A 17877-nucleotide genomic window follows, 5' to 3' on the forward strand; every position below is an offset into this window, starting at 1 on the left:
AGACATGGTGTGCACTTAAATTTAAGTGGGCACCAGTTCTAGCCTTTTAAGCGGGTACTTCATGCAGCCAACACGCCGTTCCTATTCAAAATCCTTCAAAGCCCAGATCATTCAAGAGTGTGTCCAGCCCGGCGCTTCGATTGCCAGCATCGCGCTCAGCCATAGCCTCAACGCGAACCTCGTCCACAAATGGATTCGGGTGCACACGCAGCAAAACACGGCGCTGCAACAGACATGCTCACCAAAATACTGCAGCCGATGCAAAACCAACCTGATGAAGGCATCTTTGCTCATCCCTACCATACCTCAAGCATGGCGATACGCGGGCTCCTTTGAACCGAATATGCCCGTTAGCCCGACTCTAACTCACCGCGCCGCCGTAAATGAGCTCCCTTGAGACGCAGGTTTCGTGCTTATCTCAGATTAGGGAAGTCGGTTCATATCAGCATCAAACCAGTGGTTGGCTGAGACATCATGCCCGCCTCTTAAGCGATATGTTCCGGTTAAGCATATGATGGTATTTTCATTGGTCACGCGAATTTCATCTATTCGTTCTAGGTTTGGATGATCGCTGAGCTCTCGACACTTTTGCTCAAGAGCATCGAATTTATCGCCAAGAACAGCACGCAGCCCATCTTCGGATGAGCAGATTATTTGCGGGTCAAATATACCTGCTCCGGTTCTTTCGCACTCACTCCAGGGAGCGCTTTCCTGGATGCACTTGAACTCAACCTCGAAGCCCTGTACAGAGCCTTCGTAAATTTCCACTGGACGATTCTTCATTTTGTGAATAATCCGAGCCTTCGATTTTTGTGTTATGCGTGGCCCTAGGTAAATTCGTTTTAGTGCAGGATCGGTATAAAGCTTTCGGCCCTCTTTCCCAGCGAGATACCGCCACTCTTTTTCATGCTGCCACTCCTGTCGCTTTTGCATTAATCGATTTGTGATCAAATCCATTGTTTCAGAAATGGCAAGAAGCTCGAATGTCAATTGAGGAGGGGTGATTGAGTCATACACGACAGGCAGCAGTGGGATTCGTTGCAGGTCGCCGAGGGCTAATTCCTGTGTGTCAAACTCCAGGCAAATGCCTTCAAAGTTGCTGGCATAGTACGCCCACAGAGGGTAATCCAAATGAGTGGTTGACATTGATATCAAGCCTGACTTTTTCGCGGTCGCCGCGGTGCCGCTGAGAGCTTTCTTAGAAAGCTCTAAAAGCTCTTTTGGCATCAAGAAGGCGAATCGATCTTCGGCAGGGTACTCGATCATCGCCTCCATTGGATCATTCATTTGATCAAAGCGGGGAGCATACAAATAGCTGCTGAAAATAGCGTCCAGTTCTCTTTTGACCAGGTCTGAACCCAGTGGGCGATATCGGTAGAGCGATGTTGGGCGGGTTGGTTTATTTTCTGAAACCATGGAGGGGTACCATCTATAAAAAACTTCTGAATTTAAGCTACGGTGACTTTTCAGCGGCCTAATCAGTCCTCAAGCGCATGGGCATTGATGCACTGATTTCCATGCAAAGTGAAAGCGTGGAAAAGGTTTTCCGCTGTGGGGCAGCCGTTGGCCTGGTATACACTCGCTGTGCGAAGAAAGGATGGCGAGCCTTGCTCGGGCTCGCCCGTTGTTTTACTTGTTGAAATAGTCACGCACGTGGTGCGACCAGGTGCCGACCGCCGCAACCGCGTTCTTGAGCTGCGTTTCTGTGCATCTGAACGAAGCACACCAGTTTCTGACCTCGTTAGGATCATTGACGTCTATCCGCTTAGCGTCCGCAGGGTGGGTGATGTGCTTGTTATCCGACATGATGACTATCCTTAATCATTGATGGCTAATTGATATCCACTTAGATCGGGTCGGAGCGATAGATTTTCAAGGCTGGCCTTAGCGACTTTAGGTTCATTATTTGCTCGGAATCCTGCGATGAAGCTGGAAGGCGCAGGTAGGTGGATGCCAGGTAATCCAGGAAGTGACATGTGCCGTGCAGGTACAGTGCTACCGCACCTTGGTTGGGTCGCAACTTCCGGCGTGGTCTACCACGGCGGCTGCTATCACTTCCCTGGAGCTTGAACGACATGAACGAGAGTGCTTGTCGTTCAAGCTCCTCTCACCGAAAGTCATGCTAGCAGGTCATCCCTTTGAGAGCGTGCGCAGGCACTGATGCTGGTCCGCTGCGTACGTTTCGTCGCCCGCTATGGGTACCCAATCTTACCTCGCGCGTGCCTTAGGACATCCGCCCTCCCCGCAGCTACGCTTTCGACTCCTTCATTGGAGTCGAAACAATGTCCATTGAATATGTCCTTGAGCGGCTGTACCAGAACCAGATCGCCTTAGAGGCGGCCGTAATGGAGTTGACGCTGAGGGCTGAACGCTAGAGAGCGCCGGACACATCAAACCAGGCTTGGCCAAACTGAAGGCCAAAGGCCTACACTAATCAAGCTGGCTACGACGTCCCGCTGCGACAGCCCTTTTTTGACTTTGTGCGCATGCTACAAAGGATGACCCCGTACGACACAGCTCGTCAGATTCAAATCCCAAACTATGGCACCCAGACAAAATGGCATAATATGCCAATGATCGAAAGATACTGTTTGTCGAAAGTTGGAGCTTATTATGGCGACGCGAAACGTTGTGCTCACCCCTCATCAGGAACAGGTTATCCATGACCTGGTGCAGTCTGGCCGCTATCAGAATGCCAGCGAAGTGATGCGGGAAGGTTTGCGGCTATTGGAACAGCGCGTCGCCGAAGACACCGCTAAAATTGAGGCCCTGCGTCAAGCGACCTCAATCGGCATCATGGACCTTGAGCACGGGCGCTTTACTCAGTTGAACGAAGGGGATCTGGAGCAATTTCTCGAGGGCTTGAGCCTGGAGGCCACCATCCCCACTAGAGAAAAACACTGAGTATGCCGCAGTATCGGATTACCAACGCGGCGCGCGCCGACATTGTTGACATCCTCAGGCTCTCCCAGACACAGTTCGGCGATCAAGCACGCCAGCGCTACCAGGCGCTGATCCTCGCGGCGCTGCAAGCGCTGGCCGACACGCCTTATCGCATTGGCAGCCACGACCGCGATGAGCTTGCACCGGGCCTTCGCAGCTATCACCTCATCTATTCACGCCAGCAGGCCAAACAAACCCATGGAACGGTCAAAAGCCCACGCCATATCGTGTTCTATCGTGTGGCAAACGACGACGTGATCGAGGTCGTCAGACTCCTTCATGACGCCATGGAAGTGCAGTTGCACTTGCCTAATGACGGATCACCGAGCTAGCCCAAAGGGCTAACTGGCCATGAACAGCGAAGGTAAGGTGCCCCCTAGCGCCCTCGCTGTCAGTCGACTCGGCAGCCAATTGAAGCGGGAGGTTTTGGACCTAACCTGACTATCGAGACCCAAGACCAGAAACACGATGTTCAACTTTGCGTACCACTTCAAGGCTGAACAACCGCTTCTAAAGTGTTTTCGTGACCAGGCGCCTAACATTACGCTCCAGCTCTCGATAGGCACGCGTATTGATGCCCATGACGACCAGCGCCTTGGCAACATCACGCAGAGCACGAACACTTCGCGAGTCAATTTCAGGATAGGTGCTGAAAAACAGACCCGACAACACCGCTTAAAGGTATCGACTCATTACCCATGTCCTCTTCCGAACGAGCAAGGGTTTGCCAGATACGGGTTGCTCATCCAGTATACGGAGGCGCACTGAATACCAGCCACGGCCACCGAGGTCCGTGTCAGAAATCGCCATTCGCGATCGCTCGCACACCCGGTGCGAGCGGGGGCAAATGTGGGGGCATATTTTAGATTTTTTGAGCTGAAAATATTGTCCTAGAGCCCAGTCAAAATGTTTTTTGGTGATCCTGAGAGTCTTTAGGTTTCATCGGGCAGGCTGTTTATCTGATCATTTTGCCTTTCCACAAACCAGCTAGCTCCATTCACTTCCAGTGGATTGCCACATTGGGGGCACATCTAGGGGCATTCTTTGGATAGTTTGAAAAGGATGCCCCCGGTCTGAGGTTCAACAGCCACCTTTTCAAAAAAGTCATACCAGGCAGATAAATACTTTTCAGTTTGGCGATACTGTTATTACGGTTGCCCCGGAGAAAGCACCCGCAGCCACAGCGCCTCTGGTCCTCAATGTCGACGTAACTTCAATTGCAGCACTACCGTTACTCGAAGTCACGACATTAATACCATCAGTGGCATCCTTTTGGTTAATCTTAACTTCGGAATAAAGGCTACTATCGCTTCTCAAGCGTACCCCATAAGAATCAGTTCGAGTTGCTTTTACACTTACGCTTGTTGAACCCGAGCAAGAAAGGTTAAGGCTGATAGACGCTTGCGCACCCTCTAAAGAACTTTCAGATAAAGTATCGTGATCAATATTGGTTTTCCCGTAAAGATCGCACTTCACCGGCGGTGCCTTCAAAGGAACGCATGAGGTAAAAGGATACGTATAAGAACCGGTTGCGATTTGCAACTTTAAACACTTCGGATTATAGAAGTAACCTTCAACGAGCACTGACGTACGATAGGGTATATTGAACACCCCTTGATTGTTAAGTCGGAGAAGTATGTCCCCCATAGTTAATGCACGCCCTGCTTCAAATGGAATTCTCCATGACCGCATACTCGCGTCCGACTCCGGCACGGAATCAAATATGACTGTTTCTAAAATGACACAAACATACCCGTAGTCTCGATCTCCACAGTCAGTGCGTTCAGGGTCGTAGACCGACCAATTGCTTACCGTGTAGAAATAACGAACACCCCTCCCCTCATTTTGACTAGAGGTAACCACCAGCGTTGGGGCTGAGTATGCGTGTGTCAAAACACAAAAGAACAATACCGCAAAAACAGTTAAGTTTTTCATATGCACAACCTAATATTGCAATGCAATGTGCAATTGCCGCAAATTAAAAGACAATACCCATCAAACACAAATTTTTTCATATCGAAAACAACCTTCCCAAACTACTCATAGGAGATTGTAAAACTCATAGTCGATTGAAATGCACCCACACCAATACTTTTATTTACCAAAGCTTGAGTATTTCCCTGAAGATAAGCATTGAATGCTATCAGGTTATCGCCTTTGATCATGGCACCCATATCATGAGTCTTATTCAATGCCAAGGGCTTGCCGCTCGACGTTTCCAGCCCAACTAACAAGCCATGAACGTCAGCGCTTTGAATCATTAACAACCCTGGAGGCTCGCTGCTTTCAAGGCCATTGAACGACAAGTTCACCTTGCTCTTGCCAGTGCCCAATTGGCAGTTTTGCAAACGCAAGGTAATGGGCCGTCCACGAGTCCGACCATTCAGGTAAAGCTCTTTTTCAACAACACTTTTGAAGTCCAGCTCAATCAACTCGTCTTCCAAGGCGAGTACACAAGGTTCGTTCACCAGCGTACCGGAAAAGTACATGTTGTCTTCTGCCGACGCAGGCGCTGGGAACCACACACTGGCAGCCAACCAAAAGCTCAGATTCACAGTCCGCTTGAGCATAAGGACTCCTAGTAAAACTCGGCCAGCAACAGCGCCGAAGCGTTGAAATCGATGCTGGGTAGATCACTGCCAGCAAGCTTGACAGGAACCGCTTCGAGCAGAGGCAACGTGGTCGGGATGATTTGAATGTATCGAGGCAGATTGGGGATGAGTTCGGTTCCCCCAAGCATTATCTTGATGCCAAGGTCCGGCACCGAAGACTGCACTGCCTTGGGCTCGAATACGGTTGGAATGCCCTTTAGCGTCAGAAGCATGCGCCAGGGTGCAGCGATGACGGCCCCTGGACAGCTGATCTGATACGGAATTGCCTTGAGGTATCGCTCGCCATCAATTCGGCTGACGGCGAGATTGCCAAAGCTCACATCGATACGCCTACCCTTGTCGCTCACCGCGCAGACAGGCCTTACCAGCAGAGTACCGCTCAATTGCATGTTGTCGGCGATGCACGCCAGGGACAGGGTTGCGACTGATAGCCCCAGCAGAACTTGATAAAGAACGTTCATCGATACTCCACTACCATCGTTGCACTGGCAGAGAAAGCGCCATTGACGATTTCACTGCTTTGCGACCTTTTCGCCAGAACGGCTTGGATCAGCGGTTTTTTGCCCGCATCAAAGTTGGCCCAGGTATTCACCGCAAGCGCAGCACCATCTTTTTTAAAGGCAATACCGAGTTCGTTGTTGCCCGGTACCGCCAACAAGGCCGGGGAGAACCAGGTTCCGGTGCCCCGCACCTGCATGCGCACTTCGTTCGTCACAGCCCTTGTGCAATCGAGGGTGTAATCAAGGGTGATGGTTTTGTAGGAGCCATCAATATCAGCGATTTGCACATCCCCAAAAGCCGCCACGATAGGCCTCTCGTTGTTGATCACGCAGGGAATGCTTGCCAAGACAGTGCCACTGATTGTGACGGTCGTTTCATACGCATCGGCGGACATGGCTGCCCCCAGCGCCAACACCATCGTTACAACGCTATAACGCGCCAATGTGCGATCGTCAGTCATAGCTCAGATTCACATTGAGGCTGGCACGAAACACGCCCGGCCGCAGTGGCGCGGCGGTACGCTCAGGGCGGATGTAATACGTCAGTTGGCTTTCGCCGGGAGAAACAAACCATACGGGAGCGGTACGCCCCAAAACCAAGTTGTGCCCCTGTACGTCCTGCATACGCAGACCGAAACCACCCGCACCCGTTACTTTGATCAGTTCCGGGGTATCGGGATCGGTTACCGCGCTGAAGCTCAACGTGGCCACCGGCTCACTGGCACTCCAGAGCAACGTACCCAGTCGCTCATCGCGTCGCCCTCCTTCGCTACGCACGCAACCGCGCAGTTTCAGCTGTAACGTCACGGGTTTGCCCTGATCGCCGATTCGGGTGAAATTGGCGGTATTCAAGTCGCCCAGATCCAGCGCCTGATGACGAGAGCTCGTGTCCAGATAACAGGCGCTTTCCAACAAGGTGCCGACCACTTGGAACTCAGCCGTCTGCACATCATTGCCAGCAGCCAGCGCCGGGATTGAAAAATTCGCACAGCAGAACGATGCCGCCAGACAGCTGCGGATTGGAGAAATCATGGTTTCGACTCACGTGCAGGGAGCATGGCTAAAACTCACTTTTTGTTAACGACGGGGCTGGCTGTGCAAGCCCCCGCCACGCAGTTGAACTGCAATTGCGGACGACCGCCGTAGTCATTGACGTAAGTCAGCACCGGCTTTTCACCCAGGGTCCGGGTGCTCAGGCCGAGGTCCTGCTGGGACTTGGGCGCGATCATGAAGGGCTTGAATTGCGCTGGGCTTTCAGTCTTGATGTCAGGCGCCGCTTCGATCACCGTGATGTAAAAAGGCGTCGGATTGTTGACCTGATAGTTGTCCCCCCGACGAGTCAAGGTCAGTTTTTCCTGCCAGGGCACCTCGCTCACTCCCACCCTGGGCGCAATCGCCAGAGGCCGGTAGAACAGCTTCACCCGAGTCTGCAAAGCAATTTGCAACGTGTTCGGTTTATCGCTGCGTGGAGGAATTTCACGCAAATTGAAATAGAACAGCGACTCGCGGTCCTGAGGCAGTTTGCTCAGCTCTGGCAAGCCCTGAATCTTCACCTGACTGCTGGCGCCAGGCTCCAGGCGCTGCACAGGAGGCAACACGACCATCGGACTGGTGACTTTTTCCGCTTGTTCGTTTTCGATCCAGCCCTGCGCCAGATAAGGCAACTGGGTGTTCTGGTTACTGATGCTCAGACTTACGGATTTTTCGCTGCCTACAAATATCACTCGGGTGCGATCCAGCGATACGGCGGCCTGACTCATTTGCGCTGAGCTAACACTAAGCAGCGCGAACAGCGCCAAGGTGTAGCGTTTGAAGATCGTCATGTGTGGTTCCCGTAGCAAAAAACTAAGAGGCCGCTTTGTCAGCGTCGCCAAGGGGCAGACACAGCAGTTCCAGTTGTGATTTGAGTGAATCGAGTTTTTTCGGAAGGGTGAAACTGCATTGCGCGCTTCCGCCCCAGTTCAGTGACATGATTTCGCCAGGCTTCATGCCGCTCAGGTAAGTTGATCCTTCTTCACCGATAATGCCGGTGTCCTGCCCCCGGCTATTCTTAGCCGTTGCGCCAAAAGGCGGTGCGTCACGGTCGGCCATCAGAATGGTGACCATGGCTTTGCGGCCGGCAATGACGTTGAAGCGGCGATAACCGATCGCACCTTCTGTCAGCGTGGCCTGAATGACCGACTGAGTCGCTTCCACCTCGTCTGGCAAAGCGTCCAGATCAATGCTGGTCTGATTGCGGTAATAGCTGTTGACGTCCGTGACCACGGCCTTACCGAATCTATTGGTGTGCGTCAGCCCGCCATTGCCCCGTACCGGTACACCTGCCACGCCTTGGGTGTCGACGAGCAAACGAGTGCCCCCCATCACACTGTTGCGATGCAGAGCGGCGCCCTGGCCGGTAATCGTCGCACCGCCTTGCACCGACAAACCGGCTGAGGTGTATTCGCCTGTCTGGTAACTGCCACTGGCAACTACTTGGGCAAGATCGCCTTGATGAGAGAAAAAACCACTCGCGGTTTCGCCGTTCGATGTCTTGCCCGCGCTGAGCATGTATTGATTACGTTCGTCGAGACTGTCGTAGTAGCTCATTGTGTGTGTACTCTCGCCGCCGCTGGCCGATGCGCTATAGCTCACAGATCCGGTGCCGCCCCATGGGATATTGATCGAGAGGTAAGCACCATTGTCGGAGGCGTGATTGGACTTGTTTTTGTAGGCGGTCATGGACACGCTGAGATTCTTCAAACCACCCACGTCGAAATAGCGCGACATGGACAGGCTGAAGCGATCGCTCGGCCTGCTGTCCCAGTACGTTTGATGGTTGTAATTGAAATAGACACTCAGGTCGGCATCACGAAATTGTTTGCTCACTGTCGTGGTATACATATTCTTGCTCCGGTTCAGCGGCTGATCGCCGCGCCGGGCTTCAATAAACTCGTTCATGCTCATATAGTTTTCTTCGGAAAAACGATAGCCAGCAAAGGTCACTTGACTGTCGTACTCATCAAAACGCTTGGAATAGCTGATACGGTAAGATTTCCCTGTCAGAGCACTGCTCCTGACCGGCACACTGGCACGGGACTGAGTTACGTCCACCGACAACGCACCAAAGCTCATCAGGTCACGCCCGATACCCAGCGCAAGGGAGCCATAATCCTTGGCGCCGAGCCCGCCGCCATACAGCGACCAGCCATTGCTAACCCCCCAGGAAAACTCACCCGTGGTGAACACCGGGCCGTCCAACTGATGCTCCCAGTCGGAAGGCTTGCCAGTGGCCAATTTGTAACGAACGGATCCCGGGCGCGTCAGGTAGGGAATGCTGGCGGTATCAACCTTGAAGTCCTGAACACTGCCGTCCTGTTCTTCGACGTGCACATCCAACTGGCCACTGACCGCATCGTTGAGATCCTGAATACGAAAGGGTCCGGGCGGTACTTGGGTGTTGTAGAGCACCCTGCCCTGTTGGCTGATCACAACCCTGGCATTCGTTCGAGCCACGCCGGCGATCTCAGGGGCATACCCACGAAGATTGGGTGGTAGCATGTTGTCGTTGCTGCTCAAATTGGCCCCGGTATAGCGAAAGCTGCCGAAGAGATTGGAGTCCAGATAGTCTTCGCCGACGATCAGGCTTGAGCCTAAAGACGGTATCGGGCGCAACGCATAAAAACGGCTCCAGGTGAACTGCTGCTGCGAGGACTGACCCGCGCTGCGCTGCATTTGCGATTGCCAGTCTCCACGCAGGCGCCAGGCATCTAGGTTGAAACCCACCGTACCGTTGCCGGTCAGGCTGTCGCTTCGGCCGCTTTTGCGGTCGGTGGTCTGGGCATTTATGCTGTAATCAAACATCGCCCCGGCAATACCATCGTCCCAGCGTGAAGGTGGATCCCAATTCGCAGCGGTGTACTCCAGCTGATCTTGCGGCACACTAAGATAAAGCCCAGAAGAACCCAGATCACCACGGGCCTGCATACCGGGAACACTGCTGAGTTGCAGACACGAGCCCTCACGCCACCACGTCAGATTTTTTATCGTCTGGGCTTTGAGGCCTAGCTCACTCACAAGGGCGGGAGACAGGCAGGCAAGGCTGCTTTTCGGATCATCATCGGCAGTAACGAAGACAACCGAAAATTCAACTAGCGTATCGCGGTTGAGATGAACCATCAGTGTGTACTCTCCCGGCATGATAAAGTTTGCCGAAGCAAATACCCCAAGATCCAGGTTTTGACGATCTTTAAGATCCAGTACATCGGTATTGAACTGAAACTCTTGGGCTGCGCTCACCCAAGTCGATAAACAATACAAAGTGGTGGCGGTCAATACCTTACGGTGATCCACGCGAATACAATCCTTGATCGGTTAAGCTGCAGACGCCTCAGCCAATTAAAAGTGTTCAATACTCAGCTTTACCGTGGCGTGATAGTTGCCCGCCTGCAGTGAACTTCCGGTACCCACAAGTTCAAGAAAATAATTAAGCTCGATTGCATCATCAGCGCGAGCTGCACCATCAAGCGACATGCCTGGGGTAATCAACTTTCCGCGACTGTCCTTTATTTGTAATGCCACGCCTTGGGCCACACCCTGGAGATCAAAGTAACGTCCGCTGCTGTCCCCCTCGAATGTCAACTTCAACGCCCGCAATGAACTGGTTTGACCCTGGCTATCCAACTCGCCGCCGCAACCGCTAAGCAAGATATTCAACGGCCGTTGAAACGATGCATCGCCGTGTATCAGACCGTGCAGCGCAGCGGGCTGGAAGACGACTGCCTGTCCTTCATTCCCCACGCTCATCACACAGCCAGTATCGACGATACTTCCTGACAGCTGCACGCGCCCCTTCAGTGCGCCGCCAACGGCAATCTCGTCGGCACGAAGGGACGCACCAAACAGCCCTGAAAACAGCAAAAGCGGCGACAGCAAAAGCACACTCGAGCGAATCATCAAAACCTCCGCAAGCCTCCCTGGAGCGCGTACCTGCTACGCACCCCAAGGCCTCTCAGTAACGGAGTAAGTTATTGATAAGCGAGAGTGAAGTTTGCAAACGTTTCAAAGTCGCCCGGGGTAATTTCAGACGGTGTACCAGCCTCGCCGCCCTCACCGGCAAGCGTGTCACCTTGGAGATAAGCGCTATATGACAGGAAGGTGTCACCGTTAGACAGCGTTTGCGCAGGCGATGCGCTGCCAAGCTTGATCAATTCACCATTGTGGTCGGCAATCGCCAGGCTTGCACCACGTGCAGTACCTTTGATTGCCAGCAAATCCGGGTTGCTTGCAGGAGAACCGGTGAAGGTCGCGGTGGCACTCTTCAGCGAGCCCATATCACAACCACGCAGTTCGATTTTGAACGGAGTAGGACTGGATTTGCCACCGTTCTTAAGTGCAACGTTGGCCACCTGATTCATTTCGATAGTCTGATACTGCGACTCTTGAGCAATAGAGCACGGCGCATCAATAATCGAACCTTTGAAGGTAATAACACCTTTACCTTGATCCGCAGCCATCGCAACGACAGACGTTGCAGCAACAGTGATAGCCATAATTGCGCTAGCCAGACTTTTGACTTTCATTTCATACTCCTAAAGTTGATGTTGTTCTTGAGGGGCTCACTAGAGCTCTCTCGAAGCTCGCTATAGATACACCGTCGAGCTGCAACAACTTTAGAAGGATGAGATGTAAAAGTGACTAGGACTTTTCCGACATAACCATCGGAATATTCCCACATAATTCAATTGATACCGCTCAAGACGTCAAGGCATTACGCTTCGCAAGCTCGGCCAGATCCACCAATGAAGCCGCACTGAGTTTATGCAGCAAACGCGTCTTGTAAGTGCTGATGGTTTTATTGCTAAGAAATAACTTTTCGCTGATCTGTTTATTGGAGTAACCCTGAGCCAGATGTTGTAACACTGTCAGCTCGCGATCTGTCAGTGATTGAATTCGCTTGAGTTCAGTCAGTTGATCTTCAGTACTGACACTGTCAGAAGCCAGCGAAGGAAAAAAGGTATAGCCCGCGTCAACTGCCTTGATGGCCGTGACAAGCTTGTCCAGCCCTTCTTCCTTATTCACAAAGCCGCGGGCACCCAACTGGATACAGCGTCGGCATACTGCATCGGCGGGTTGCGAGGTCAGAATCAGGATCTCGCTACGCACATTCAGTGCTTTGATCCGGGTAATCACGCTGAACCCGTCGAGCCTGGGAATGCCAATATCGAGAATCACTACCTGCGGCGTCAGTTCACGCACCATCTGAACGGCATCGACTCCGTTGCTTGCCTCTCCCACCACCCGCATGCCGTGCTTCTCTAACAGGATCCTGACGGCGAGCAGGATCACCGGGTGATCGTCAACTACGAGAACGCTATGCATTGGTGAACCTCTTGAACGCGCTTACGACTGAACAGTAAAGCTGGGAACACGCAGGCTAACACTTTTAGCCAACAGGGCCGATCTGTAAGATCTTAAGAAGTTCATCTTGGGAAATTTCCTAAAAAGTATAGGATATTTCCCATTTTTGCACCGAAGACTCGCCAGCACACTTATTCCTCCTCCCCTCGGTGTAGATATGCGATGCGAGACTTGACAGTTTTGGTGCTGGAGGACGAACTCTTCCAGCGGCTGGTTACTGTGACCGCGCTTGAAACGTTGTTCCCGGGGACGGTTCTGCAAGCCGCTGACGGTCATGAGGCAGTCGCTGCCCTGGAGGGATGCGAGCATGTGGATATTCTGCTGTGCGACCTCAAGATGGCGGGCATGGATGGCTTGGCCTTTCTGCGACATGCCACCAGCAGCGGCAAAGTGCGTGCGGTGATTCTCTGCAGCGGGCTCGACCCCGTCCTGCGCCAGGCCACAGTACTGATGATCCACTGTCTGGGTCTGATCTTTCTTGGAGACCTCGGCAAACCCTTCAACATTGGGGGGTTCAGCCAACTGGCAAACCGCTACCGGATGCTTTGCAACGCCAGCCCAAAGTCGCTGTCATCGACTGAAATGCCGTCGTTGAGCGAGGTGCTGCAAGGCCTGGACAATGGCGCATTCGAGGCCTACTACCAACCCAAGGTGACCCTGCAGGAAGAAATACTCGTTGGTGCAGAAGTACTTGCGCGCTGGGTGCATCCAGAATGGGGCGTTCTGGCACCAGCGCACTTTCTACCGGTCCTGGAACAGCACAACCTGATCGACAGAATGTTCTGGCACTTGTTTGAACAGGGCTTGGCCCTGCATCAGCGCATGAGCGCACAAGGCATGCTAATCAGCTTGGCGTTCAATCTGCATCCGGCCCAATTAGCGTGCAGCACTCTGACTGAACGAATTCCGATAATGCTTAAGCGCGCTCATGTGCCCAGCACTTGCGTCACCTTCGAGATCACCGAATCGGGCTTGCTCAGTGCGCCCGCCAACAGCCTGGAGAACCTCGTCCGGTTGCGTATCCTCGGCTGCGGCTTGGCCATGGATGATTTTGGCGCAGGCTATTCATCGCTGGATCGGCTCAGCGAGTTGCCATTCAACGAAATAAAACTGGATCGCGCCTTTGTCAGCAAAATGCAAAGCCAGCCCAGGAGTGCGGCGATCATCAGCTGTTCGGTTGCACTTGCGCAGGCACTGGACATCTCGCTGGTCATAGAGGGGGTTGAAACCACCGAGCAACGCAACCGTCTGCTCGGGCTGGGTTGTACCACTGCGCAAGGATATCTGTTTGCCCGGCCCATGCCGAAGAGCCACTTCATCGATTACTGCCGGAGCCGTCTGATCGCTCATGTAGAAGTACTGAATAAAGGTAAAAGCTTTGAACTATAATCCAGTCAGCCATGATGGCCCTGCCGTTTCGCGAAGCGCGCGCACAGGCCCCTCCTGCATACGACTGGCTCCAGTCCCCTCAGATTCACTCGGCCGCTTCCCAATGTACTTACGCCTGCTCTGGCTGATCTTGTGCACGTTGTCATCAAGCACGCTCGCACAGGCTGCACTGCCGACGTTCGCGCCCCATCTGCTGACCAGCCAGACGCACATTGATCGTCAAGGCATCGGCATTTCCACTCAGGACTGGCATTGGCTGCGTCACAAAGCCGAACTCAGAATCGGTATATCGCCTGACGAATCGGCACCGTTTTCGGTTAATGCCGAGAGCAATCAATATGAAGGTATAAGCGCTGACGTCGCGGCATTGGTAGCACAACTGCTGGTGCTCAAAATCAAAATTGTGCCCTTTGCCAGCGCTCTAGCCGCTGAGCAGGCACTGGAAGCAGGCAGCATCGATGCCATAACCCGTCATGGCAGCTATGAGTCGAACCGCGATCTTGTTTTCAGCAATCCCTACGCGCGTGACCAGCTAGCGGTGTTTAAGCGCAACGGAGAATTACGCGAATTGCCAAGCGACCTGGCCGGCATGCAGGTGGCGGTCACCGGCGAGCATCTGCAAGCGTTGCAACATCGCTACCCGAAAGCTGAATTGCAGGTGTACACCAGTCATGATCAAGCCATTGCGGCAGCCGCGTTTGGTCAGGCCGATGTCTATGTCGACAACCTGTTCAGCGCCTACTATCAGATCAACCGATCGTTCTATGGTTACATACGTTTTGAACGCTTCAGCGATCTTTCCTTCAGCGGCTACAGCTATGCCTTGCGTGCGGACAATACGCGATTGCAGCGCTTGCTCAATGTCGCCATTGACACCATCGGCAGCGATCGACTGAACACTTTAGCCAAGCGCTGGGTCGGCAACAGTTTCATTCCCGACGAAGAGCCGATCGGGCTGACGATGCAACAATTGCGCTGGATCGATCGCCATCCGGTGGTTCGACTGGTCATCAATGACGACATGGCCCCAGGTGCTTATTTCGACGCCAACGGCGTTTTTTCCGGGGCTGTGGCTGATCTGCTTGAAGTGATAACCCTCAGTACCGGACTGCAGTTTCAGGTGATTTCACGCAGTGGCGGTTACCCACAGATTATTCAAGCCTTGCACAAGGGCGAAGCCGATCTGGCGTTGATGACGGCCAGCCCTGAACGAGAAGAGTACCTGCGCTTTTCCACGCCGGTGATTAACGGCCCCTTTGTCTTGCTGAGCAAAGATGATCAACGAGGCAAACTGGATAACCTGGCAGGCAAGCGCGTAGCCATCCCTAGCGGGCATGTGGCAATACCGCAATTGCGCAAAAAATTCCCCGATGCCATCGTGATCGAAGCCGGTGGCACGCTGGACTCAATGAACCTGCTCTACGAAGACAAGGCCGATGCCGCCGTCATTGCGTTGCCCGCAGCGCGGTACTACATCGAACGACTGTTCCGCGACGAATTAATCATCAACTATGTACTTGATCTAGGCCCCAGCGCCGTCAACTTCACCTTGCGTCGCGATGATGCAGAACTCCAATCCATCATTGACCAGGTACTGCTAAACCTAGCCCCGGATGTACTCAGTGCGATCGCTAACCGTTGGCGCTCCCCACCGGGAATGAGCGGCCAAACGTGGATAGATTACGAACGGGTGATCCGCCAGGTCGTCCTCGGGGCGGCGTTGCTTTTGTTATTGGCGTTGTTGTGGATCTTTTTTTTGCACCGCCAGATCAAAGGCAGACGCCAGGCTGAACGCATGCTCAATGACCAACTGCAGTTCGTCGAAGCATTGACCGACTGCATGCCGCCACCGCTGCATGTTTGTGGTGTCAATGGTTTCATCTTGTCGTGTAACCGCAGTTTCCTGAGAAGTGTCGGCCTGGACAAAAAACAAGTGTTGGGCAAGAGACTGAACGAGTTGCCTGCCGCCCACTTCAAAAGTCCGCCCCACCTCATCGACAATTACCAGCAAGCCCTGCGCGACGGTCAAACCATAGAGTCGACCCAAATCATTGAGCTGCAAGGCCGGGCGGTATCCATCAGCCATTGGGTACAGCCTTTCCATGACTCCCAAGGTGCCATCAAGGGCATTATTTGTGGTTGGCTGGATATCACCGAACACCACCAACTGGTGCAGCAATTGCAGGAAGCCAAGAGTCAGGCTGATAGCGCCAGCAGGGCCAAAACCCGTTTCCTGGCCACTATGAGCCATGAAATCCGCACGCCGATGAATGCGGTAATCGGCATTCTGGAATTGGCACTCAAACGCGCCGACAACCAGCCGATCGACCGCGCCAGCATTGAAATAGCCCATACGTCAGCAAAAAGCTTATTGGGGTTGATCGGCGATATCCTCGACATTGCCCGCATCGAATCGGGACGCTTGAGCCTGTCGCCGAATCGCGCCAACTTGCGCGAGTTGATCGAATCAGTGGTGCGTGTATTTGAAGGGCTGGCCCGACAGAAACGCCTGTGTTTGATTCTGGAGATCGACGCGAGTCTGAATTGCGATGTGCTGATCGATGCCCTGCGTTTCAAGCAGATCCTCTCCAATCTGATCAGCAATGCGATCAAATTTACCGAGGAAGGGACAATCACCATCAGCATCGTGGGTGCTTTCATCGATGGCGATATGTTGCACATTAGCCTTAGCGTTGAGGACACCGGCGTTGGTATAAGTAATGCCGATCAGCAGCAACTGTTTCGCCCTTTCGCGCAAGTGCAACGCAATATGCCGCACATTGAAGGCACGGGGCTTGGTCTGTTTATCTGTCGCTCGCTCTGCGAAATGATGGGCGGCCAATTGCACATGAACAGCAGGTTGGGCCGCGGTACTCAGATCAACATTGAGTTACGCGTACACGTCCTTGAACCGCTCATGGCACCTCTGCTGGTGCCACCGCAGTCGAAGCAGCGTTATAGCTTGCAGGTATTGGTAGTCGACGATCATCAAGTCAATCGCCAAGTGTTGTCTCAGCAGCTACAGTACCTGGGCCATGAAGTGACCGAGGCCGAGAATGGTCAGCAGGCCTATGAGTACTGGAGCTCGCATCCGTTCGATGTCGTCATCACCGATTGCCAGATGCCAGTCATGAACGGCGCAGAACTAGCCAGAACCATTCGGCGAGAGGAACTGCAAAAAGCACTGCACGCTACCGTGATTATCGGACTTACCGCTGATGCCCAGCCCGAAGAGCTTGAACTGTGCATTCGCGCAGGTATGACCGATTGCCTGATCAAGCCAATGGGTATCGATGAACTGGATTCGCACTTGTTGATGCACCATCAGGCCGACGACTTCGATCAACCCGCAGAGGCGCAACTGTCCGAAGCTTCAGACTCGGTGCAACTGGTTGATCTTGGCCCGCTGGAGTTGCTGATCAGCAGCGACCCCCTCAAAGTCCGGTTGATCCTCGATGAGTTGATCAAGAGCAATCGCAAGGACTGCCAACTGATGCTTGCGTTGCTGCGAGAGGGCGAGATCGAAAAACTTGCGGAACTCGCTCATCGCATCAATGGTGCAGCGCGAGTAGTAAAGGGCGAGCACCTGGCTCAATGTTGCCGCAGGCTTGAAGTGGCGTGCATTGATCCAAACGTTTCGTTGGCCCACCTTAGCGAGCTGGTCAACCAACTGGGGGCAGCCATTGATACGCTTGAGCACGCGTTGCTGGGTCTCAACATAGGTTGACTGGCATCAGCCGAGTAAGTCCAGCGTCGCCGTAACTCAAAATCTATCTACTCTTTAACCTCATCATCGCAGACCTATGATGTTTGCCGATGCTCAGCCCGTTCTACTTCCCGTGGGTCCGAGCGGACTCTCCTGCGAGTGGCTATACCGGGCCTGAGACTTTCAGCGCAACGGTGAACATGCGGCCCCTGAATTCATAGAATAAGCGCAACGCTTGAAACGAGAGGCAGAGAGCCAGCCACCGGTAGAATCCAGGCTCTCACACCGAAGGATTCAAGCGCAGATGACTACGCATTACCGGCAGCTG

17 protein-coding genes are annotated in these 17877 nt (G+C 53.3%); 5 read left to right on the top strand and 12 right to left on the bottom strand.

The window, feature by feature from the left end:
- The first annotated feature begins 61 nt into the window (after positions 1-61).
- Positions 62-397 (top strand): transposase, encoded by a 336-nt coding sequence (locus AO268_RS25660; protein WP_218927888.1) that lies wholly within the window; start codon positions 62-64, stop codon positions 395-397.
- A 26-nt stretch (positions 398-423) separates the two neighbouring features.
- On the opposite strand, the gene AO268_RS25665 is transcribed toward AO268_RS25660, so the two are convergent.
- A complete protein-coding gene (locus tag AO268_RS25665; RefSeq protein WP_099170240.1) occupies positions 424-1416 on the bottom strand; it encodes a DUF2971 domain-containing protein in 993 nt (330 codons plus the stop codon).
- Between the two features lie 213 nt (positions 1417-1629).
- Positions 1630-1806 (bottom strand): DUF3606 domain-containing protein, encoded by a 177-nt coding sequence (locus AO268_RS25670; protein WP_083285254.1) that lies wholly within the window; start codon positions 1804-1806, stop codon positions 1630-1632.
- 807 nt (positions 1807-2613) lie between these two features.
- Between AO268_RS25670 and AO268_RS25675 the strand changes: the two genes are divergently transcribed.
- Positions 2614-2904, top strand: coding sequence for a type II toxin-antitoxin system ParD family antitoxin (locus AO268_RS25675; RefSeq protein WP_099170241.1), 291 nt, complete (start codon positions 2614-2616; stop codon positions 2902-2904).
- A gap of 2 nt (positions 2905-2906) precedes the next feature.
- Positions 2907-3275 carry a type II toxin-antitoxin system RelE/ParE family toxin gene (locus AO268_RS25680; RefSeq protein WP_099170242.1) on the top strand — a complete coding sequence of 123 codons (369 nt, stop codon included), beginning with the start codon at positions 2907-2909 and terminating at the stop codon, positions 3273-3275.
- A gap of 796 nt (positions 3276-4071) precedes the next feature.
- Here the strand turns inward: AO268_RS25680 and AO268_RS32475 are convergent.
- The 10 genes from AO268_RS32475 to AO268_RS25730 form a co-directional block, all read right to left on the bottom strand.
- The gene (locus AO268_RS32475) at positions 4072-4878 is read right to left on the bottom strand and encodes an MrpH family fimbial adhesin (protein ID WP_141562843.1); all 807 of its coding nucleotides are present in this window, start codon (positions 4876-4878) and stop codon (positions 4072-4074) included.
- A gap of 101 nt (positions 4879-4979) precedes the next feature.
- Complete coding sequence (locus AO268_RS25690; RefSeq protein ID WP_099170244.1) at positions 4980-5513, bottom strand: fimbrial protein; 534 nt, start codon at positions 5511-5513, stop codon at positions 4980-4982.
- A gap of 8 nt (positions 5514-5521) precedes the next feature.
- Complete coding sequence (locus tag AO268_RS25695; RefSeq protein WP_099170245.1) at positions 5522-6016, bottom strand: fimbrial protein; 495 nt, start codon at positions 6014-6016, stop codon at positions 5522-5524.
- Positions 6013-6516, bottom strand: a complete 504-nt coding sequence (locus AO268_RS25700) for a fimbrial protein (RefSeq protein WP_099170246.1) — start codon at positions 6514-6516, stop codon at positions 6013-6015. Before AO268_RS25700 ends, AO268_RS25695 begins: the two co-directional genes overlap by 4 nt.
- The gene (locus AO268_RS25705; protein ID WP_099170247.1) at positions 6509-7087 is read right to left on the bottom strand and encodes a fimbrial protein; all 579 of its coding nucleotides are present in this window, start codon (positions 7085-7087) and stop codon (positions 6509-6511) included. Before AO268_RS25705 ends, AO268_RS25700 begins: the two co-directional genes overlap by 8 nt.
- A 35-nt stretch (positions 7088-7122) precedes the next feature.
- Positions 7123-7878, bottom strand: coding sequence for a fimbria/pilus periplasmic chaperone (locus tag AO268_RS25710; RefSeq protein ID WP_099170248.1), 756 nt, complete (start codon positions 7876-7878; stop codon positions 7123-7125).
- Positions 7879-7900: 22 nt separating this feature from the next.
- The gene (locus tag AO268_RS25715; protein ID WP_218927889.1) at positions 7901-10387 is read right to left on the bottom strand and encodes an outer membrane usher protein; all 2487 of its coding nucleotides are present in this window, start codon (positions 10385-10387) and stop codon (positions 7901-7903) included.
- A 45-nt stretch (positions 10388-10432) separates the two neighbouring features.
- Entirely contained in the window at positions 10433-10990 is a 558-nt protein-coding gene (locus AO268_RS25720) for a fimbrial protein (protein ID WP_099170250.1), read from the bottom strand.
- A 71-nt stretch (positions 10991-11061) separates the two neighbouring features.
- Positions 11062-11616: a fimbrial protein gene (locus AO268_RS25725; protein ID WP_099170251.1), complete on the bottom strand. Its 555-nt coding sequence runs from the start codon at positions 11614-11616 to the stop codon at positions 11062-11064.
- Between the two features lie 172 nt (positions 11617-11788).
- Positions 11789-12415, bottom strand: coding sequence for a response regulator transcription factor (locus AO268_RS25730; protein WP_099170252.1), 627 nt, complete (start codon positions 12413-12415; stop codon positions 11789-11791).
- A 201-nt stretch (positions 12416-12616) separates the two neighbouring features.
- On the opposite strand from AO268_RS25730, the gene AO268_RS25735 reads away from it, so the two are divergent.
- Together AO268_RS25735 and AO268_RS25740 are read left to right on the top strand one after the other, a co-directional pair.
- Positions 12617-13843, top strand: a complete 1227-nt coding sequence (locus AO268_RS25735) for an EAL domain-containing response regulator (RefSeq protein WP_099170253.1) — start codon at positions 12617-12619, stop codon at positions 13841-13843.
- Between the two features lie 103 nt (positions 13844-13946).
- Complete coding sequence (locus AO268_RS25740) at positions 13947-17570, top strand: transporter substrate-binding domain-containing protein (RefSeq protein WP_099170254.1); 3624 nt, start codon at positions 13947-13949, stop codon at positions 17568-17570.
- Positions 17571-17877: the final 307 nt, after the last annotated feature.

It is taken from the genome of Pseudomonas sp. ICMP 8385, assembly GCF_002699915.1.
Classification (GTDB): domain Bacteria; phylum Pseudomonadota; class Gammaproteobacteria; order Pseudomonadales; family Pseudomonadaceae; genus Aquipseudomonas; species Aquipseudomonas gessardii.